We start from the raw sequence: 19,198 nt of genomic DNA, 5'->3' as shown, positions 1-19,198 counted from the left end.
TGGCAAGATCGATCGGGTGACGGGTGCGCTGTTCGCGGTCAGTGACCTCCATGTGTCGTACGCCGAGAACCGCACGGTCGTGGACGGCCTGCGGCCGGAGTCGCCGGACGACTGGCTGATCGTGGCGGGCGACGTCGGCGAGGTGTTCGCGGACGTCGAGCGGACGTTGCGGCAGCTCCGCGACCGGTTCGCCCGGGTCGTCTGGGTGCCCGGCAACCACGAGCTGTGGACCCACCCGGCGGACCCGGTGACCCTGCGCGGCCGGGCCCGTTACGACGCGCTGGTGGGGATGTGCCGCGACCTGGACGTGCTCACCCCGGAGGACGACTATCCGGTGTGGCGCGGCGAGGGCGGGCCGGTCACCGTGGCGCCGCTGTTCCTCCTCTACGACTACTCGTTCCGCGCCCCGGGCACGACCTCGAAGGAGGAGTCGCTGCGGGCGGCGTACGCGGCGGGGGTGGTGTGCACCGACGAGATGCTGCTGCACCCCGACCCCCACCCGGATCGGGAGTCCTGGTGCTGGGAGCGGGTCGCCGAGACCGAGCGGCGGCTGGCCGCCGCCGACCCGGCGCTGCCGACCGTGCTGGTCAACCACTGGCCGCTGGTCCGCCAGCCCACCGACGTGCTCTGGTACCCGGAGTTCGCCCAGTGGTGCGGCACCGATCGCACGGCCGACTGGCACCTGCGGCACCGCGCGGCCGTGGCGGTGTACGGGCACCTGCACATCCCCCGCACCACCCACTACGACGGGGTGCGCTTCGAGGAGGTGTCGCTGGGCTACCCGCGCGAGTGGGGCCGGCGGGGCGGCGAGCCGCGGCCGATGCGGCGCATCCTCGGCGGCGCGGCGTGATCGAGACCCTGCTCCCGGCGGGGGCGGTCGCCGTCGAGGCGTTCTCCGACATCCCCGGCGAGGCGCCGTGGCCCGGCGAGGAGGACCTGCTCGCCCGGGCCGTGGAAGCCCGCCGCCGCGAGTTCGTCACCGCCCGCCGCTGCGCCCGGGAGGCGCTGGCCCGCCTCGGGTACGCCCCGGCGCCGATCCGCCCCGGCCCGAAGCGGGAGCCGCGGTGGCCGGCGGGCGTGGTCGGCAGCATCACCCACTGCGCCGGCTACCGGGCCGCGGCGGTCGCCCGGGACACCGCGCTGGCCGGGCTCGGCATCGACGCCGAGCCGCACGAACCGATGCCCGGCGGCGTGGCCGAGGTGGTCACCACGGCCGGCGAGCCGGCGGCGCTGGCCCGGCTGCGCGCCGCCCACCCGGCCGTGCACTGGGACCGGCTGCTGTTCAGCGCCAAGGAGTCGGTCTACAAGGCGTGGTACCCGCTGACCGGGCGCTGGCTCGGTTTCGAGGACGCCGAACTGTCCGTCGACCCGGCCGCCGGGAGCTTCACGGCCCGGGTGCTGGTCGACGCCACCCGCGCCGACGGCGGCCCGCCGCTGGCCGCGCTGGACGGCCGGTGGCTGGTCGCCGACGGACTGGTTCTCACGGCGGTGGCCGTGCCCCGTTGATCCGGGTTTGCCCCCTACGGCTGAGGGTAGGGCCCTGAGGACCTGGTCATTTCGCCGCTTGGAGGACAGGTCCTGATGGATTCCAGCAAGCCCGCCAAGGTCGTCAAGGATGTCGTGGAGGCCGCCGCGGGAAAGGTCACCGACGTCCTCACCCCGGACGTGCCGGGCGCGCCGGGCAGCGCCCCGCCCCCGTTCGACGAGCCGACCACGCCGCACGGCCCGCTGCCGCCGAAGGAGGAGCAGGGCGCCCCGGACACGCGCACCCCGACCGGCGCGGAGACCGGCGTGCCGAAGACCGCGAAGGGGCAGCAGGGCGCCTTCCTCACCACCGCCAACGGGGCCCGGCTGCGCGACACGGACCACTCGCTGAAGGCCGGCCCGCGGGGCCCGGTGCTGCTCCAGGACCACCACCTGCGTGAAAAGATCACCCACTTCGACCACGAGCGCATCCCGGAGCGGGTCGTGCACGCGCGCGGCGCCGGCGCGCACGGCGTCTTCGTCGCCTACGGCACCGCCGAGGAGGTCACCCGGGCGGGCTTCCTGAAGAAGGGCCGGGAGACGCCGGTCTTCGTCCGGTTCTCCACGGTGCTCGGCTCGCGCGGGTCGGCGGACACGGTCCGCGACACCCGTGGCTTCGCGACCAAGTTCTACACCGACGAGGGCACCTTCGACCTGGTCGGCAACAACATGCCGGTGTTCTTCATCCAGGACGCGATCAAGTTCCCGGACATCATCCACGCCGGCAAGCCCCACCCGGACCGGGAGATCCCGCAGGCGCAGAGCGCCCACGACACCTTCTGGGACTTCGTCTCCCTGCACACCGAGGCGCAGCACCACACCATGTGGAACATGTCCGACCGCGGGATCCCCCGCTCCTACCGGACCATGGAGGGCTTCGGCGTCCACACGTTCCGGCTGGTCGACGAGGCCGGGGCGACGGTGCTGGCCAAGTTCCACTGGAAGCCGAAGCTGGGTGTGCACTCCCTGACCTGGGAGGAGGCGCAACTGATCAGCGGCGTCGACCCGGACTTCCACCGCCGCGACCTCTACGACGCCATCGAGTCCGGCGCGTACCCGGAGTGGGAGCTGGGCATCCAGGTCTTCCCGGACACGCCCGAGGAGACCTTCGCCGGGATCGACCTGCTCGACCCCACGAAGATCGTGCCGGAGGAGCTGGCACCGGTGCAGCCGGTCGGCCGGCTCACCCTCAACCGGACGCCGCGGAACTTCTTCGCCGAGACCGAGCAGGTCGCCTTCCATCTCGGACACCTGCCGCCGGGCATCGACGTCACCAACGACCCGCTGTTGCAGGGCCGGCTCTTCTCGTACGTCGACACGCAGCTCACCCGGCTCGGCGGGCCGAACTTCACCCAGATCCCGATCAACCGGCCGCACGCCGAGGTCAACGACATGCTCCGGGACGGTTTCCACCAGCACGCGGTGCACGCGGGCGTGGCGCCCTACCGGCCGAACTCGCTCGACGGCGGCAACCCCTTCCCGGCCGGCGACCGCGAGAACGCGTTCGTCGACACGCCGGTAACGGTCGCGGAGGCACCGAAGGTACGGGCGGCCCCGGCCTCGTTCGACGACCACTACAGCCAGGCACGGCTGTTCTGGCTGAGCATGTCGCCGGTGGAGAAGGAGCACATCATCCGGACGTACACGTTCGAGCTCGGCAAGTGCTACCACCAGGCGATCAAGGAACGCCAGCTCCAGTGCCTGGCCAACATCGACCCGGTGCTGTGCGAGCAGGTCGCCACCGGCCTGGGCCTGCCCGCGCCGAAGCCGACCGTGCCGCTGGCCGAGGTGCAGCCGAGCCCGGCGCTGTCGCAGGTCGGCCGGGAGTGGCCGGCCGACGGCCGGACGGTGGGCATCGTCGTGGACCCGGGCAACGACCTCGACGGGGTGAGCGAGGTCCGGCGGGCGGTGTTCGCCGCCGGCATGGTGCCGCTGCTGGTCGCCGCGCACGGCGGCACGGTCGGCGACCTGCCGGTTCAGCGCACCTTCGCCACCGGCCGGTCGGTGGAGTTCGACGCGGTCCTGCTGGCCGGGGCGCCGGCGCCGGCGCCCGACGCGCTTCCCGCCCGAGACGCCAAGGCGGGCGCGGCCGGCTCCGCCACCGTCGACCCCCGGGTGCTGCTGCTGGTCGAGGAGGCCTGGCGGCACGCCAAGGCGATCGGCGCCTGGGGCGCCGGGGCCGAGGTGCTGCGGCAGGCCGGGGTGTCCGGCACGCCCGGCGTCGCCACCGGCGACTCCGGCGCCGAGGTCTTCGGCGCGGTGCAACAGCTCATGGGGGCACACCGGGTCTGGGAGCGGTTCCCCGCCCCGGTCTCCTGAGCCGGCGCCGGAGGGGCGGCCCCGTCCGGGGCCGCCCCTCCGGCGTGCCGCCACGTTTGTGCCCGGTTCCGGCGGGAAGGACGGGGGCCTCACAGTCAGGAGCGGCGGATGAACGGGCCCATGGGCGGCGAGCCGGTCGGCGACCTCGAACTCGTGCACACCTTCACCGGGCCGATGCCGACCGGCGTGAGCGTGTCGCACACCGGCCGGATCTTCGTGAACTTCCCGCACTGGGGGGACGAGGTGCCGGCCACCGTGGTGGAACTGCGCGACGGCCGGGAGGTGCCCTACCCGGACCAGGCCCGGAACAGCCCGTCCGGGGACGACGACGCGAACGCCTTCGTCTCGGTGCAGAGCATCGTGGTGGACCCGGCCGACCGGTTGTGGGTGGTCGACACCGGCAGCCCGATGTTCCGGCCGACGAAGCCGGGCGGACCGAAGCTCGTCCGGGTCGACCTGGACACCGACGCCGTCGGGCAGGTGATCACCTTTCCGGCCGACGTGGCGCTGCCCACCACGTACCTCAACGACGTGCGTTTCGACCTGCGCCGGGGCGACGCGGGCCTCGCCTACCTCACCGACTCCTCCGACTCGGGGCCGAACGGCATCGTCGTGGTGGACCTGGCCACCGGGGCGTCGTGGCGGCGGCTGCACGACCACCCGTCCACCAAGGCCGAGCCGCCGGCCTCCTTCCGGCCGGTCGTGGAGGGGCGGCCGCTCCTGGAACGCCCGGCCGACGGGCCGACGAAGCCGGTCGGGATGGGCTCGGACGGCATCGCCATCTCGGCCGACGGCTCCCGGCTGCACTACTGCCCGCTGGCCTCGCGCCGCTGGTACAGCGTGTCGACCGACGCCCTCGCCGACCGGACGCTGAGCGAGGAGCAGGTGGCGGCCACGGTGGTGGACGAGGGTGACAAGGGCGGTGGCTCCGACGGCCTGGAGACCGACGACTCCGGCGCGTTCTACCTCACCTCCTACGAGCACAACGCGGTGCTGCGCCGCCGGCCGGACGGCGAGTTCGAGACCGTGGTGCACGACCCGCGGCTGCTCTGGCCCGACACGATGTCCGTGGCCGCCGACGGCCACCTCTACGTCACGGCCAACCAGTTGCACCGGCAGGCGAAGTACCAGGGCGGCAGGGACCTGCGGCGCCGGCCGTACGCCCTGTTCCGGGTCCGCATCGATGCCGGGCCGGTCCGGCTGCGCTGATTTTTCATCGACGAGTCTGAGTATTGCAATCCCATGTCCAACACTGCCATGATGACCGTCAATTTCTTCCTTCCCCGAAGGAGCGGTCGTCATGGCGCTCACCCGCCGTACCCTGATCCGGTCCGTGGCGGCCGGGTCCGCGCTCGCCGCACTCCCCGACCTGGTGCCCACCCTCACCCGGCCCGCCGCCGCGGCCAGTCCCCCCGGGGACGTGGTCGGCAAGGTCTCCGTCGGCTACCAGGGCTGGTTCAGCTGCCCGGGTGACGGCGCGCCGATCGGCGGCTGGTGGCACTGGAGCCGGGACCGGTTCCAGTCCCCCTCACCCACCAACACCACGATCGTGTCCTGGCCGGACATGCGGGAGTACGCCCGCGGCTACGCCACCGCCTACCCGAACCTGGGCGGCGGCCAGCCCGCCACCCTCTTCTCCTCCTACGACCAGCAGACCGTGGACACCCACTTCCGCTGGATGCAGGAGCACGGCTGCGACACCGCCGCGCTGCAACGGTTCAACCCGTTCGGCGACGAGGGGCCGACCCGCGACGCGATGGCGGCGAAGGTCCGCTCCGCCGCCGAGCGCTTCGGCCGCAAGTTCTACGTCATGTACGACGTCACCGGCTGGGCGGCCATGCAGTCGCAGCTCAAGGAGGACTGGACCACCCGGATGTCGGCGCACACGGCCTCACCGGCGTACGCGCGGCAGAACGGGAAGCCGGTGGTCTGCGTCTGGGGTTTCGGGTTCAACGACGACGGCCGCCCGTTCACCCCGGCCGCCTGCCTGGACGTCGTGCAGTGGCTCAGGGCGCAGGGCTGCTACGTCATCGGCGGGGTGCCCACCTACTGGCGGCAGGGCATCAACGACTCCCGGCCCGGCTTCGCCGACGTCTATCACGCCTTCCACATGCTCTCGCCGTGGATGGTCGGGCGCGCCGGCACCCTCGACGGGCTGGACTGGTTCCACACCAACGTCAACGTCCCCGACCTGGCCGACTGCCAGGCGCACGGCATCGACTACCAGCCCTGCGTGATGCCCGGCGACCTGTCCGCCGGCCACCGCCGGCACGGCGACTTCTACTGGCGGCACCTCTACAACATGGTGCGGCTCGGCGCGCAGGGCCTCTACGTCTCGATGTTCGACGAGTTCAACGAGGGCAACCAGATCGCCAAGACCAGCGAGACGGCGGCGACCACCCCGGCCGGCGCCGGCATCCGGGCGCTCGACGAGGACGGCACCTTCTGCTCGGCCGACTACTACCTGCGGATCACCGCCGACGGCGGCCGGATGCTCAAGGGCCAGCTCGCGCTGACCGCGGTGCGCCCGACCCCGCCGGTCGCCGGCGGCGGGCAGCCGCCGGCCGGCAACCTGGCCGCCGGCCGGCCGGCGTCGGCGAGCAGCCAGAACGGGCCGTTCGCCGCCGGCAACGCCGTCGACGCCGACCGCGGCAGCTACTGGGAGGCCACCAACAACGCCTTCCCGCAGTGGTGGCAGGTCGACCTCGGCGCCGCGTACCCGGTGGCCCGGCTGGTCCTCGCCGTGCCACCCGGCTGGGAGGCGCGGACCCAGACGCTGTCGGTGCAGGGCAGCACCGACGGCGGCACCTTCACCACCCTGGCCGCCCCGGCCGGCGTCCGGTTCGACCCCGGCTCCGGCAACACCGCCACCGTCGCCGTGGCGACCACCACGGCCCGGCACGTCCGGGTCACCGTCACCGGCAACACGGCCTGGCCCGCGGCCCAACTCGCGCAGGTCGAGGTGTACGCGGCCACCGGCACCGCCACCCCGCCGACCGCCCCGGGCGGCCTGACGACGACCGGGCGGACCGCCACCAGCGTGTCACTTGCCTGGACCGCGGCCACCGACGCCGACGGGGTGGCCGGCTACGAGGTGCGCCAGGGCGGCACCACGGTCGCCTCGGTCACCGGCACCTCGGCCACCGTCGGCGGCCTCAGCCCCGCCACCGCGTACACCTTCACGGTCGTCGCCCGGGACACCACCGGCGCCGTCTCGGCGCCCTCGAACGCCGTCACGGTGACCACCGACCCGGCGGCGCAGACCGACCTGGCCCGGGGCCGGCCGACGACCGAGAGCAGCCACACCCAGAGCTACGGCAGCGGGAACGTGGTCGACGGCAACCCCGACACCTACTGGGAGAGCGTCAACAACGCCTTCCCGCAGTGGGTCCAGGTGGACCTCGGCGCGGCCGGGCCGGTCGGGCGGGTCGTGCTCCGGGTGCCGCCGTCGCCGGCCTGGTCGGCGCGGACCCAGACCCTCTCGGTGCTGGGCAGCACCGACGGCGGAAGCTGGCGCACCCTGGTCGCCTCCGCCGGCCGGGTGTTCGATCCGGCGACGGGCAACCAGGTGACGCTGACCTTCGCGGCCACCCCGGCCCGGTACGTGCGGGTCCAGGTCACCGGCAACACCGGCTGGCCGGCGGGCCAGCTCGCCCAGTTGGAGGTCCACGCCGGGTGATCCATCGAAAGGCATCATTGACGGCTTAGTTAATACTCTTTAATATTTGGCCTACCTCGAGGAAGACCGTCCCCCTGTCCGACCCGTACGCCCCGCCCGGCCCGGCCCGACCGGCGCCGGGTGGGGGGCACGGCGCCCCCTGCACCGGGAAGGCCCTCGATGTCCGCACCGCGCCCCCGCCGCCGCTCCCCCGTGGCCGCCGGCCTGCTCGCGCTCGCCACCACCGCCGCGACGCTCGCGCTGGCCCCGGCCGCCGCCGAGGCCGTCGTCCTGCCGAACAACTTCAAGAGCGTCGGCTACATGCCGTCGTGGAGCGGCAGCGTCAACAGCATCCAGTACGGCAAGCTCACCCACATCAACTACGCGTTCGCGCTGCCCAACAACGACGGCAGCCTGCGCCCGGTGGAGAACCCCAGCAAGCTCTCCTCGCTGGTGTCGCTCGGGCACGCCAACAACGTCAAGGTGTCCATCGCGATCGGCGGCTGGAACGACGGAAACGACTCCGCGTTCGAGGCGCTCGCCGCGAACTCCGGCGCCCGCGGCGCGTTCGTCACCAGCGTGGTCAACTTCGTCAACCAGTACAACCTCGACGGCGTCGACATCGACTGGGAATACCCCGATCCGGGCGCCTCGGCCAGCAACTACACGCTGCTCATGCAGCAGCTCGGCAGCGCGCTGCACAGCCGTGGCAAGCTGCTCACCGCGGCGGTGGTCTCCGAGGGCTACTACGTCGACGGCGTGCCACCGGCGGTCTTCGGCTCCGTGGACTGGCTGAACATCATGGCGTACGACGGCGGCAGCCCGCACGCCAACTACGACTGGTCGATCAACAGCGTCAACGTGTGGAAGTCACGCGGCCTGCCGGCCGCCAAGGCGGTGCTCGGCGTGCCCTTCTACAGCCGGCCCGGCTACTACACCTACTCGGCGCTGGTCGGCATGGACCCGGCCAACGCCAACCGCGACTGCACGACGGTGAGCGGGACGCAGCAGTGCTACAACGGCGTGCCGACCGTGAAGCGCAAGACCCAGTGGGCGCTGGCCAACGCCGGCGGGATGATGAACTGGGAGCTGTCCCAGGACACCACGGGCTCGACCTCGCTGGTCAGCGCGATCTACGACACCGTCATGGGTGGCGGCACCCCGCCGCCGAGCGGGCGTACCGGCCCGATCACCGGCATCGGCGGCAAGTGCGTCGACGTCGCCGCGGCCGGCACCGCCAACGGCACCGCGATCCAGCTCTACACCTGCAACGGGACCGCCGCACAGAGCTGGACGGTGGCCGGCGACGGCACGCTGCGGGCGCTGGGCAAGTGCGCCGACGTGGCCAGCGGCTCCACCGCCAACGGGGCCAAGGTGCAGCTCTGGGACTGCAACGGCACCGGCGCCCAGGTCTGGCAGGCCCAGTCCAACGGCACGCTGCGCAACCCGCAGTCCAACAAGTGCCTGGACGCCACCGACAACAGCTCCGCCAACGGCACCCGGCTCCAGATCTGGGACTGCTTCGGCGGCGCCAACCAGGTCTGGCGGCTGCCGGCCTGAGCACAGCCGGGGATCCCCGCCGCGCCGGCTCGGGCGCGGCGGGGATCCGCCGTCACCAGCGGTTGCGGGCCTCCTCCGCCCAGCCGACCAGGCCGTCGAGGTCCACCCGCTCGCCGTCGTCCGTGGCGGCCCACCCGGAGAAGTGCCCGAAGCACTGGTGGGTCTCCCCGGCCAGCACACCGAGGTTGGTGCGCGCCACGCGCTCGTGGAACGGGTGGAACGTGACATCCACCCGATCGCCGGTGATGCGCCACGGTCGCAGCCAGTCGGTGCGGTCGTAGCTCCAGGTCAGGTCGGCGCCGATCTTGTGCAGGCGACCGTCGAGGAAGACCGCGTTCTCGGTCGCGCCCGTCCCGTCGGTCCACTTGCCACCGAGCTGGATCGCCCGTCCCGGCCCGCTGCCGGCGGCCCAGTTCCAGCTCACCGCGTACCGCCACTTGCCGCGCCCGTGGTCGAGCGCCGCGAACGACCCCGCACCGACCGGGTACGCCGTGCCGTCCACCCGGAGCGTGCCGCGCACCGGCCGGCCGATGTCCTTGTGGGTGTACTGGAACCGGCGGGTGCTCCACGGCACCACCACGCCCAGCGACTCGTGCCCTGGCGGCAGGGGCGCCACCAGGTCCACCTCGACGCCGGGCGCGCCGGCCCGGATGGCGGTGCCGTCGGGGCGCTGGTCGATCTCGACGACCAGGTCGCCGGCGCGGGCCCGCACCGCGCCCGCCCCGCTGACCGGCGGGAGCACCGCGCCACGGGCGAACGGGACGACGGCCTCGGTGGCCCGGTCGATCCCGGTGCTGCGGTCGAGCAGGTAGAGGCTGTGCACGCCGGCGTAGTCCAGCGACGACGCGACCAGGCCGACGATGTGCGTCGGTGTGACGATGCCCCAGTGCTCCCAGCGCTTGGCCCGGCCCCAGCCGCGCAGGTTCGCCCGGTGCAGCGGCCGGCGGCTCCAGCCCACCGCCGCCGGGTTCAACCGGCCGTCCGGCCGGCACAGGTCGACCGGCTCGGTGATCTCCCGCTCGTGCGTCATCGACGCAGGCTACCGGCTCGCGCCGGGCCCGCCACCACGCCGCCGGACGCGGTTCAGCCGACCCGGTTCAGGTTCGGCCGCCCGGGGCGGGCCCGCTGCCGGTCGGCGGCCACCCGTGGGCCGTCCGCCGCCAGCATCCGGTCGGCCGCCGCCAGTCCGGTCAGCGCGGCGCCGTAGGCGGCCAGCTCGCGCTGGAAGTGCTCCACCTTCGCGTACCAGAACTTCAGCTCCGGGTTCAGGGCCTTGGCGTTGAGGTAGCCGACGATGTCGGTGTCGGGGGTGATGCCCCGGCGCGCGTACCGGCGGTCGAAACCGGCCTTGGTGCGCTCGTACCGCTGGCTCATCGCCGTGAGGCCGGCTTCGGCCTCCAGCAGCCGGTCGCGCAGGTACCGCACGTACATGGGCGGGACGCCGGCCGGGGGCGGGGTCGCCCTCCGGTGTCCGTCAGATCCATCGGGGAACGGCATGACCGCACTCCTTCCCGCGGTCGGGATACAGAGACGTAGCTCTACCCGTGAATCGAGCGGATCATGCCGGGAGGTTGACCGGAGCAACGGTCTGGGTAGAGACCCACACGTGAAGCTCGTGCACCGGCTGGTGCTCTCGGCGGCGGCGCTGCTCGCGCTCTGGGCCGCGGTGGCGTACCACCTCTCCCGGCCCCCGGACGCCGGCGACTACCTGCGCACCGTGACCCAGGTGGCCACGTCGGCGCACGACGCGGCGGCCACCGGCGTCCTGGTCGGCCGGCAACAGCTCCGGGACCGGGTCACCGACACCTACGCCGCCACGTCCTACGACGACGGGCTCCGCGCGGTGGCGGGCGCACATCGGAAACTGGCCGCCGCGGTCCCACCCGACGACGATTCCGCCGCGCTGCGGGACCGCCTGCTGCCGCTGGTGCAGGCGACCGCCCGGGACCTGACCGACGCCGCCCGGGCCACCGACGATCCCGCGCTGCGGGCGGCGGTCGAGGCCCTCGACGAGAACTCGGGGCGGCTGGCGGAGCTCATCGAGGAGCAGCGGTGAAGCGCCTCCTGGCGGTCGCCCTCGGGATCCTCACCGCGATCGGCGGCTTCGTGGACATCGGCGACATCGTCGCCAACGCCGAGGCGGGCGCCCGGTTCGGCCTGGCCCACGCCTGGGTGCTCGTCGTGGGCGTGGTGGGCATCTGCGCGTACGCCGAGATGAGCGGCCGGGTGACCGCGGTGAGCGGCCGGCCGGTCTTCGACCTGGTCCGGGAACGGCTCGGCCCCCGCATGGCGCTGGCCAACCTGGCCGGGTCGCTGCTCGTCACGGTGCTGACCCTCGGCGCCGAACTGGGCGGCGTGGGCCTGGCGCTGCAACTCGCGACCAGCGTCGACTACCTGCTCTGGGTGCCGGTGGTGGGCGTGGTGTTGTGGGTCGCGCTGTGGCGGGCGAAGTTCTCGGCGCTGGAGAACCTGTTCGGCATCACCGGCCTGGTCCTGGTGGTGTTCGTGATCGCGTTCTTCCGCCTCCACCCGGACGGCGGCGAGCTGTGGCGGCAGGCCAGCCGGCCGGGACCTCCGGCCGGCGAGGACTGGGGCACCTACTGGTTCATGGCGGTCGCGCTGTTCGCCTCCGCCATGACCCCGTACGAGGTGTTCTTCTTCTCCTCCGGCGGTGTGGAGGAGCGATGGAGCACCCGGGACCTGCTCACCTCGCGGGTCAACGTCTTCATCGGCTTCCCGCTCGGCGGCCTGTTCGCCTTCGCGCTGATGGCGACCGCCGCGACGGTCTTCCATCCGATCGACACCGGGGTCGACTCGCTGTCCCAGGTGGCGCTGCCCGCCGCCATCGCCCTGGGCAAGCTGGGCCTGGCGGCGGCTATCCTCGGCTTCTTCGCGGCCACCTTCGGCGCGGCCATGGAGACGGCCCTGTCCAGCGGCTACACCGTGGCGCAGTACTTCGGCTGGGCCTGGGGCAAGCTGCGCCGCCCGCGGGACGACGCGCGGTTCCACACCGTCCTCATGGTCTCGATCCTGGTCGGTGTGCTGGTGCTGATGACCACCATCGACCCCGTCCAGCTCACCGAGTACACGCTGGTGTTCAGCGCCGTGGCGCTGCCGCTGACGTACCTGCCGATCCTGGTGGTCGCCAACGACCGGGGCTACCTGGGCCGGCGGGTGAACGGGCGGCTGGCCAACACGTTCGGCGTGCTCTACCTGGTGATCGTGCTGGCCGCGGCGGTCGCCGCGATCCCCCTGATGATCGTCACCCGGATGGGAGGAGGCTGAGGTGTTGATCGGCTTCGACCTGCTCGACCGGCAGATCCTCGACCGCGACGGTGAACCCGTCGGCAAGGTCGACGACGTCGAGCTGGCGCTCGGCGAGGACGGCGCGCCGTACGTGGCGGCGCTGCTGGTCGGGCAGCAGGCCCTCGGGGACCGGATCGGCGGCGGCTTCGGCCGCTGGCTGGCCGGCACCGCGCGGCGGCTCGCCCCCGACCCGTCCCGGGGGCCGATCCGGATCCCCTACGACCTGGTGGCCGAGCTGAACAGCGCGGTCAACCTGTCGGTCAGCCGGGATCTGCTGCCGGATCCCCCGCTGGAGACCTGGCTGCGCGACCACCTGATCGCCCGGATCCCGGGAGCCCGCGATGCCGGCTGACCGGCCGCCGATGCGCGCCGGCGGCATCCTGGGCCGGCCGGTCCGCGACCACGACGGCCGGGTGCTCGGTCGGGTGGCCGACATCGAGACCCGCCGCGACGACACCGGTCGCGAGCGGGTCACGGCGCTGGTCGTCACGGCCGGCCGGTGGGGCCGCCTGCTCGGCTACGAGCGCCACGAGGCCGGCGGCCCGTGGCTGCTCGAAAAGCTCGCCCGGCTCGTGCTGCGCCGGCACCTGACCCGGGTGCCCTGGCCCGACGTGCGGCTGTAGGGCCCGCAGCCGGCACCGGTGGCGGCGGTCCGGGCTTGATATCGATGTATGCAAATACATAAGCTAGGCCGGTCCCCGCTCGACCCCGTCCCACAAGGAGAGTGAGCGATGCGTCTGCCCAAGGTCACCCGGTTCCTCGCCACCGTCGCCACCGCGGCACTGGCGGCACTGGGCGCCGTCACCGTCGACGCGGCGCCGGCCGCCGCCGCCGTCCGCAACGTCTGCTACAACACCAGTCAGGCCGGGCCGTTCGCCAGCTACGCCGTGCAGGCCGCCTCGATCTGGAACAACGCCACGAACAACATCAACATGGCGCAGTGCGGCTCGAACCTGATGATCTACTACACCTACGGCGGCGGCTCCTACGCCCAGCGCACGAGCCTCGGCAACGGCCGCGTCGTCATCGACTACTACCAGGCGCAGCAGTACTCGCCGCTGCGCATCATGACCCACGAGATCGGGCACATCCTCGGCCTGCCCGACAACTACAACGGCAACTGCGCCATCCTGATGTCCGGCGGCAGCGCCGGCACCAGCTGCACCAACCCGTACCCCAGCTCCACCGAGGCCGCCCGGGTCGACTCGCTGTTCGGCTTCGCCGCCCGCAGCGCGACGACGCCGCAGGTCTTCAGCGGCAGCTGGCCGGCTCCCGTCGCGGCGGGCGCCCAGCGCTGACCCGCTCCACGCACGGACGCCCGGCCGGGCGGCGGGAACGCCGACCGGCCGGGCGCTCCCGGTTCAGGACAGGAACTTGTCCAGCGCTGCCTCGATCGTGCCGCTGTCCGGGGCGGCGTACGACTTCATGGTGAGCTTGTTGTACGAGATGAAGCTCGGGCAACGGTTCGCCGGCGCGCTCACCGTGCCGCCGTCACCGATCTTCTCGCCGGTCTTCGCCGCGTAGAAGGTCAGCTCGTAGCGCGAGGAGATGTAGGAGACCGTGACGACCTTCCCGTCGTTGTTCTTGTAGTCGCACTTCTTGGGCGTGCCCTCGCTGCCCTCCACGACCTTCAGGCAGCCGACCACCGCAACCGATTCGAAGTCGGCGCTCTTGCTGTAGTACGGCTTGGCGGAGCTGATCGACTTGTACGACCAGTACGACGGCCGGTCCGGCGAGTTCGCGAACGTGTAGGCCTTGGCCCGGGAGCCGGCGGTGTACGGCGCGGCGTTGAGGATCGCGCTGCCGTCGCAGACCGATGACATGTCGCTGAAGTAGCGGGCCGTCACCGCGTTGTTGTCCGCCGGCTCCGGCGTCTCCGACTCCGGCCCGCCGGCGGACGGATCCGCGGTCGGGCCGACCGGGTTGCTGCTGGTCGACGCGACCGGATCGGGCTTGTCGTCGCCGGCGGCGAGGAAGAGACCGACGCCGCCGCCGCAGAGCGCCAGCAGGACCACAGCGGCGCCGGCGGAGAGCCCGATGATCAGGCCCTTGTTCGACTTCGACGGCGGCACGGGAGCACCGAACTGCGGGGGCTGACCAGGCTGGCCGTAGCCGGGGTACGCCGCGGGCTGGGCCGGCTGCCCCCACTGGGGGTTGACGTTCGGGTCCGGCTGCTGCCCCCCGTACGGGGGGTAACTGTTGGTCATCTGACGCCCTTATCGCTGTCGACGGGTACCCGGCAATGGATCACGGACAGGGTAGTGAGAGGCGCAAATTCCACCGCCGGTCGACGAGCGGCACGGGAGCGACGGGCGACACGGTACGTGGCGGCGGCCCGTCCGTCCGTGATGGACCACGACAACCGCCGACGGCCGCCGCGATCCGGTCGACGGACCCGATCACCGTGCTGGCGCGGGATTCGGCCGCCCGGCCGGCCGGTGCGGCACGCCGGGCCCCACCCGGCCGCACGACGTGACGGACATCACCTTCGGTCGATGGGGCGCGTCCCGCCGCGGACACCCGGCGGGGCGGCGTACCGCCCCGCCGGGACACGGGTCAGCGGCCCCGGGTGGCCTTGCAGATCTCCACGGGCAGGGCCGGCGCGCCGTCGACCGGCGCGGGGTCCTCGGGCGTGGCGGCGATCCCGCCGGCCGCGATCCGGTCCAGGGTGGCCAAGCCGGCCTCGTCGATCGTGCCGAAGACGGTGTAGTTCGGGCGCAGCGCCGAGTCGGACTGGACCAGGAAGAACTGGCTGCCGTTGGTGTCCGGGCCGGCGTTGGCCATGGCCAGGGTGCCCCGGGCGTAGAGGCGGCGGACGCCCGTCGGGTCGGTCGGCGCCGGCGGCAGGTCGGTGGGCAGCTCGTCGGCGTACCGGTAGCCCGGGCCGCCCTCGCCGGTGCCGGACGGGTCACCGCACTGGAGCACCTTCAGCGTCGGGTACGCGGTGAGCCGGTGGCAGTTCGTCCGGTCGTAGAACTTGTGCCGGGCCAGGTGGAGGAAGCTCTGCACGGTGCAGGGGGCCTGCTCCCGGTCGAGGGTCAGCCCGATCGGCCCCTGGTTGGTCCGCAGCGTGATCCGGACCGTGCCTCGGTCCGGGGTGCGGCGGGGGTCCGGCGGCAGCGGCACCGGCCGGGCCGCCGGCTCGTCCGGCGTGGGCGTGTACGCGCACGGGCCCTTGGTGGGCGCCGGGTCGGCGGGCGCCGCGGACGCCGCGGCGCCACCGGTGGCGACCAGCGCGGCGGAGACCACCGCCACCCCGGCGAGTCGGGCCAGCAGCGGCGGTGCGGCGTGCGGTCGGTTTTCGCTCGACACGTGGGTCCTCCCTGGACTCGTGGTACCAGAAAGACCGGAGTCTATGGAGATGGCGACCGGATGTCGATGACCGTCGACGCGCCCGGCACGGATCGGCGGCCGGTGCCGTGGAAGGTGACATGATGGCGCCGATCAGGCCGGTGCTCCAGGCGAGAAAGCGTGGGCTGTCCATGGCGTCGTTCCAGGCGAGGACCTTCCGCGAGCCGGGCCGGACGGTGATCCGGCTCGCCGGCGAGTGCGACATGGCCGCCCGCGAGCCCCTGACCGGCGCGCTGCTGGCCGCCGTGGACGCCGCTCCGGTCGTGGTGGTCGACCTGTCCGCGGTCGAGTTCCTCGACTCCACCGGCATCCATGCCCTGGTGACCGCGCACCACCGGGCGCGGGCGGTCGGCGGCCGGCTCCATCTCGTCAACGCCGCCGGTGCGGTGGCCGCCCTGCTGGAGCTGACCGGCGTCGGTGAGCTGCTGCGGCACCCGGAGGCGGCCGGCTGACAACGGGGCGCCCCAGGGCGCTCAGGGCAGGACGCGGACGGCCAGGGTGCAGGTGTCGTCGTCCGGGCTCGGCCGGTGCAGCGCGTCGCGCAGCCGGGCCAGGTGTCGTGGGCCCGGCCGCCCGGAGAACCCCGACAGGGCCGACCGCACCGCCGCCAGCCGGTCCTCCGGGTTACCGGCGCGGCGTTCCACCAGCCCGTCGGTGTAGAGCAGCAGCACGTCGTCACCGCGCAGCTCGGCGGTGACGACCGGGTAGCGGGCGGCGGGGTCGGCGCCCAGCAGCATCCCGGCGGGCCGGCCGAGGTCGCCGGTCGCGCCCGACCGGGACAGCATCGGCAGCGGGTGCCCGGCCCGGGCCCAGGTCAGCTGCCGGGTGGCCGGGTCGAAGACCGCGATCACCGCGGTGCCGGTGACGGCCAGCTGGCCGCAGAGCCGGTTCATGTGCCCGAGCAGCGCCGCCGGATCGTGGATGCCGATCGAGAGCCAGGCGACCAGCGCGAAGCGCAGGTGGGCCATGCCGCTGGCCGCCTCCAGCCCGTGCCCGGCCACGTCGCCGACCGCCAGCACGACCGACCCGTCCGCCAGCGTCTCGGCGTGGTACCAGTCGCCGCCGACCCGCAGCGCGCTCTCCGCCGGCAGGTATCCGACCAGCACCTCCAGGCCGGCCAGGGTGACCGGCTCGCGGGGCACCGGTTGGATGAGGTTCTGGAGCTGGCCGGCGAGGCGGTGTTCGGCCAGCGCGGTCGTCTCCCGGGTCCGCAGCTGGTCGCGCAGCTGCCCGATGGCGCTCCGCGAGTCCTCCCGCGCGGTCACGTCCTGGACCACCGCATAGATCTTGACGGGCGCGCCGCCCTCGTCGCGGGCCACGTCCGACAGGATCCGCAGGTGCTTCACGGTGCCGGCCGCGCGGAACCGCACCGTGACGTCCGACGCCGCGCCGCTGTCCAGCGTCTGCCAGGCGGTCTCGCGCAGGCCCTGGTCGTCGGGCAGGAGCGCGGCGGCCTGGTCGGCCCGGGACATCGGCCCCAGCGCCGGATCCCGCTCGAAGATGCGGTACATCCCCGGGGACCAGTCGCTGCGGCCCGTGACCAGGTCGTACTCCGCCCAGCCCAGGCTGCCCAGCAGCTCGGTGCGGGCCAACCGGAGCCGGTGCTCGTCCAGCCGCTGCCACCAGACCAGCAGGCCGCCCAGCACCCGGTGCACGCTCACGTCGAAGACCGAGTCGGTGACGACACCCGCGCCGTGGCCGGCGTACCGGAAGTCGGGCAGGTGCGCGGGCTCGCCGGTGGCCAGCACCTCGTGGTACGCCTGCCACAGCGGGCCGGCGACCATGCGGGGATACAGCGCGCTGAGTGGATGGCCGACCCGCCCGGTGCCCCGGCCGTGGACGTCGCGACCCTGCGCGCTGGTGGCGGCGACCAGGAAGTCGACGACCGTGCCGTCCGGCCCCCGCACCGGCAGCAGCCAGGTGCAGCCCGCCGGGATCCCCGCCAGCACCTGCCGGACCGCCGCCACCACCGGCTCGGCGATCGCCGGGGACGGCAGGGCGGCGATCGGCGGTTCGGCCGGCTCGGCGGGCGCGCGCGGCACGGCCTCGTCTGCCATGCGGGCAGCCTAGCCAGCCACGCCGGGCGCGGGAACGGCCCATCGGCGCGTCAGTGGGCCGGGGACGGCCGCTCCAGCGGTCGGCCGGCGGCGTGCCGGGCGTCGGCGACGGCGACACCCAGCAGGACCAGCAGGGCCACGACCGCGGCGACCAGCGGCGCGGCGAAGGAGAGGGGTGCCGCGGCGACCACCAGGCCGGCAATGGCGACGACCCGCCGGATCGAGAGCCGGTCGAACACCACCCGCTCCAGTCGGATGCGGCCGTACAGGAAGATCGCCGGGCCGCCGAGGATCGCGGCCAGCCAGGCCGGCTCGTTCCGCCCGGCGGGATGCGTCATGACGACCTCGAAGCCGACGGCGGTGGCCACGATCCCGATCACCATGACGATGTGCGCGACACCGGTGGCGCGCCCGGCGGCGAGCCGGTCCCCGGCCGCGGCCACGGCCTCGGCGAGAACCTGCCCGGACCGGTAGAAGTAGATGCGCCACATGAGCACGGTCGAGAGGTACGCGATCACCAGCGTGGCACCGGTCTCCAGGCCGATCCGCTGGTCGCTGAAGGTGACGCCGACCGCGAGGACGGACTCGCCGAGGGCGATCAGCAGCAGCTGCTGGTAGCGCTCCGGCAGGTGGTGCCCGCTGTCCATGGCCCACGCGCTGATCGGCGGGCGGTCCATTCCCGGCACCGGCCACCGGAGCTGCGCGGTGACGATGTCCACGGTCACGGCGATCCCCCACAGCGCGGCCCGCGCGCCGCCGCTGACCGCCGCTCCACCGAACCAGAGCACCGCCGTGCCGCCGCACCAGAGCATCGAGCGCACGTAGAGCCGGCCGAGGGGGTGGCCGCGCAGGCCCGGCAGGAGGACCAGCGGTCGGCCGCACTGCAGGATCACGTACGGCAGCACGAAGGCCAGGCCGCGGCCGACGAAGGCGGCCGGCAGGGACGCCGCCATGAGCAGCAGGCCGAAGGCGCTGGCCAGCACCAGCCACTGGATCTTTCGGCGGCGGGGGTCGAACCAGCTGGTGATGTGTGCGGTGGTGATCCACAACCAGATCAGCGGCATGGCCAGCACCAGCAGGTAGGTCAACGATCGCCAGCGGACGACCGGGTCGTCGGCGGTGATGTCGCGGACCACGCGGCTCACCACGCCGGACAGGGCGAACACCAGCACCAGGTCGACGAACAGTTCCAGGAAGTTGGCCTGCCGCACGTCCTCGCGCCGCTGCAGCAGGTCCTGACCGCCGCCCGCCCGAAGCCCCATGCGGCCCATCGTCACCCGGAAAGGGGCCGGCCCACGGCGGGATCGGCGTCCCGCCACCCGCAGGGACGCCGACGCGTGACCCGGGCGGCGGCATGTCGCCGGCGGCAGCGGGTACCGCGCCGGGGTGGGACGTTACGACGACGAGGTGGCCGCGCTGGCGG

Annotated in this window: 18 protein-coding genes; 12 read left to right on the top strand and 6 right to left on the bottom strand. The window is 73.4% G+C overall.

The genetic code is table 11. The annotated features are described in order from the left end of the window. The first annotated feature begins 16 nt into the window (after positions 1-16). From ABZW14_RS23345 to ABZW14_RS23320, 6 genes are all read left to right on the top strand, one after another. Positions 17-850 carry a metallophosphoesterase gene (locus ABZW14_RS23345; RefSeq protein ID WP_355350186.1) on the top strand — a complete coding sequence of 278 codons (834 nt, stop codon included), beginning with the start codon at positions 17-19 and terminating at the stop codon, positions 848-850. Then, entirely contained in the window at positions 847-1,506 is a 660-nt protein-coding gene (locus tag ABZW14_RS23340; RefSeq protein ID WP_355350183.1) for a 4'-phosphopantetheinyl transferase superfamily protein, read from the top strand. The genes ABZW14_RS23345 and ABZW14_RS23340 overlap by 4 nt, the downstream gene beginning before the upstream one ends. Before the next feature lie 75 nt (positions 1,507-1,581). Next, positions 1,582-3,843 (top strand): catalase, encoded by a 2,262-nt coding sequence (locus ABZW14_RS23335; RefSeq protein WP_355350180.1) that lies wholly within the window; start codon positions 1,582-1,584, stop codon positions 3,841-3,843. A gap of 108 nt (positions 3,844-3,951) precedes the next feature. Then, entirely contained in the window at positions 3,952-5,052 is a 1,101-nt protein-coding gene (locus tag ABZW14_RS23330) for an L-dopachrome tautomerase-related protein (protein ID WP_355350177.1), read from the top strand. Between the two features lie 91 nt (positions 5,053-5,143). Further along, positions 5,144-7,522, top strand: coding sequence for a discoidin domain-containing protein (locus ABZW14_RS23325; protein WP_355350174.1), 2,379 nt, complete (start codon positions 5,144-5,146; stop codon positions 7,520-7,522). A gap of 159 nt (positions 7,523-7,681) precedes the next feature. Then, on the top strand, positions 7,682-9,061 hold the full coding sequence (locus ABZW14_RS23320) for a glycosyl hydrolase family 18 protein (protein ID WP_355350171.1): 1,380 nt from the start codon (positions 7,682-7,684) through the stop codon (positions 9,059-9,061). 52 nt (positions 9,062-9,113) lie between these two features. Here ABZW14_RS23320 and ABZW14_RS23315 read toward each other — a convergent pair whose 3' ends face one another. Continuing rightward, positions 9,114-10,091, bottom strand: a complete 978-nt coding sequence (locus tag ABZW14_RS23315; RefSeq protein WP_355350168.1) for a DUF2804 domain-containing protein — start codon at positions 10,089-10,091, stop codon at positions 9,114-9,116. 53 nt (positions 10,092-10,144) lie between these two features. Next, positions 10,145-10,558 (bottom strand): hypothetical protein, encoded by a 414-nt coding sequence (locus tag ABZW14_RS23310; RefSeq protein ID WP_355350165.1) that lies wholly within the window; start codon positions 10,556-10,558, stop codon positions 10,145-10,147. 109 nt (positions 10,559-10,667) lie between these two features. On the opposite strand from ABZW14_RS23310, the gene ABZW14_RS23305 reads away from it, so the two are divergent. The 5 genes from ABZW14_RS23305 to ABZW14_RS23285 all read left to right on the top strand — a co-directional run bounded on the left by ABZW14_RS23305 (position 10,668) and on the right by ABZW14_RS23285 (position 13,665). Further along, positions 10,668-11,117 carry a hypothetical protein gene (locus ABZW14_RS23305; RefSeq protein ID WP_355350162.1) on the top strand — a complete coding sequence of 150 codons (450 nt, stop codon included), beginning with the start codon at positions 10,668-10,670 and terminating at the stop codon, positions 11,115-11,117. Beyond that, positions 11,114-12,346, top strand: coding sequence for a divalent metal cation transporter (locus tag ABZW14_RS23300; RefSeq protein WP_355350159.1), 1,233 nt, complete (start codon positions 11,114-11,116; stop codon positions 12,344-12,346). Before ABZW14_RS23305 ends, ABZW14_RS23300 begins: the two co-directional genes overlap by 4 nt. Position 12,347: 1 nt before the next feature. After that, positions 12,348-12,719: a hypothetical protein gene (locus ABZW14_RS23295; protein ID WP_355350156.1), complete on the top strand. Its 372-nt coding sequence runs from the start codon at positions 12,348-12,350 to the stop codon at positions 12,717-12,719. Further along, positions 12,709-12,990: a PRC-barrel domain-containing protein gene (locus ABZW14_RS23290; protein ID WP_355350153.1), complete on the top strand. Its 282-nt coding sequence runs from the start codon at positions 12,709-12,711 to the stop codon at positions 12,988-12,990. Before ABZW14_RS23295 ends, ABZW14_RS23290 begins: the two co-directional genes overlap by 11 nt. Before the next feature lie 108 nt (positions 12,991-13,098). After that, complete coding sequence (locus ABZW14_RS23285) at positions 13,099-13,665, top strand: snapalysin family zinc-dependent metalloprotease (RefSeq protein WP_355350150.1); 567 nt, start codon at positions 13,099-13,101, stop codon at positions 13,663-13,665. Between the two features lie 63 nt (positions 13,666-13,728). On the opposite strand, the gene ABZW14_RS23280 is transcribed toward ABZW14_RS23285, so the two are convergent. Together ABZW14_RS23280 and ABZW14_RS23275 are read right to left on the bottom strand one after the other, a co-directional pair. Beyond that, positions 13,729-14,574, bottom strand: a complete 846-nt coding sequence (locus ABZW14_RS23280) for a hypothetical protein (protein WP_355350147.1) — start codon at positions 14,572-14,574, stop codon at positions 13,729-13,731. A gap of 349 nt (positions 14,575-14,923) precedes the next feature. Next, positions 14,924-15,679: a peptidylprolyl isomerase gene (locus tag ABZW14_RS23275; RefSeq protein WP_355350144.1), complete on the bottom strand. Its 756-nt coding sequence runs from the start codon at positions 15,677-15,679 to the stop codon at positions 14,924-14,926. Positions 15,680-15,801: 122 nt separating this feature from the next. Here ABZW14_RS23275 and ABZW14_RS23270 point away from each other — a divergent pair, with 122 nt between their 5' ends. Further along, on the top strand, positions 15,802-16,170 hold the full coding sequence (locus ABZW14_RS23270) for an STAS domain-containing protein (protein WP_355350141.1): 369 nt from the start codon (positions 15,802-15,804) through the stop codon (positions 16,168-16,170). Between the two features lie 21 nt (positions 16,171-16,191). Here ABZW14_RS23270 and ABZW14_RS23265 read toward each other — a convergent pair whose 3' ends face one another. Both ABZW14_RS23265 and ABZW14_RS23260 read right to left on the bottom strand, forming a co-directional pair. Next, a complete protein-coding gene (locus tag ABZW14_RS23265) occupies positions 16,192-17,775 on the bottom strand; it encodes a SpoIIE family protein phosphatase (protein WP_355350138.1) in 1,584 nt (527 codons plus the stop codon). A 50-nt stretch (positions 17,776-17,825) separates the two neighbouring features. Then, a complete protein-coding gene (locus tag ABZW14_RS23260) occupies positions 17,826-19,037 on the bottom strand; it encodes a low temperature requirement protein A (protein ID WP_355350135.1) in 1,212 nt (403 codons plus the stop codon). Positions 19,038-19,198: the final 161 nt, after the last annotated feature.

Source organism: Micromonospora sp. NPDC004551 (genome assembly GCF_040609975.1).
In the GTDB taxonomy this organism is placed as follows: Bacteria; Actinomycetota; Actinomycetes; order Mycobacteriales; family Micromonosporaceae; genus Micromonospora.
Note: the sequence above shows the minus strand (reverse complement) of the source record. Positions and strands in the feature narration are given on the sequence as shown.

What these genes read in the sequence shown, in the direction of transcription:
- ABZW14_RS23285 (WP_355350150.1), top strand. Translation starts at nt 13,099, where the DNA reads ATGCGTCTGCCCAAGGTCACCCGGTTCCTCGCCACCGTCGCCACCGCG.
- ABZW14_RS23315 (WP_355350168.1), bottom strand. Translation starts at nt 10,091, where the DNA reads ATGACGCACGAGCGGGAGATCACCGAGCCGGTCGACCTGTGCCGGCCG.
- ABZW14_RS23310 (WP_355350165.1), bottom strand. Translation starts at nt 10,558, where the DNA reads ATGCCGTTCCCCGATGGATCTGACGGACACCGGAGGGCGACCCCGCCC.
- ABZW14_RS23270 (WP_355350141.1), top strand. Translation starts at nt 15,802, where the DNA reads ATGGCGCCGATCAGGCCGGTGCTCCAGGCGAGAAAGCGTGGGCTGTCC.
- ABZW14_RS23260 (WP_355350135.1), bottom strand. Translation starts at nt 19,037, where the DNA reads ATGGGGCTTCGGGCGGGCGGCGGTCAGGACCTGCTGCAGCGGCGCGAG.
- ABZW14_RS23330 (WP_355350177.1), top strand. Translation starts at nt 3,952, where the DNA reads ATGAACGGGCCCATGGGCGGCGAGCCGGTCGGCGACCTCGAACTCGTG.
- ABZW14_RS23290 (WP_355350153.1), top strand. Translation starts at nt 12,709, where the DNA reads ATGCCGGCTGACCGGCCGCCGATGCGCGCCGGCGGCATCCTGGGCCGG.
- ABZW14_RS23325 (WP_355350174.1), top strand. Translation starts at nt 5,144, where the DNA reads ATGGCGCTCACCCGCCGTACCCTGATCCGGTCCGTGGCGGCCGGGTCC.
- ABZW14_RS23335 (WP_355350180.1), top strand. Translation starts at nt 1,582, where the DNA reads ATGGATTCCAGCAAGCCCGCCAAGGTCGTCAAGGATGTCGTGGAGGCC.
- ABZW14_RS23320 (WP_355350171.1), top strand. Translation starts at nt 7,682, where the DNA reads ATGTCCGCACCGCGCCCCCGCCGCCGCTCCCCCGTGGCCGCCGGCCTG.
- ABZW14_RS23265 (WP_355350138.1), bottom strand. Translation starts at nt 17,775, where the DNA reads ATGGCAGACGAGGCCGTGCCGCGCGCGCCCGCCGAGCCGGCCGAACCG.
- ABZW14_RS23280 (WP_355350147.1), bottom strand. Translation starts at nt 14,574, where the DNA reads ATGACCAACAGTTACCCCCCGTACGGGGGGCAGCAGCCGGACCCGAAC.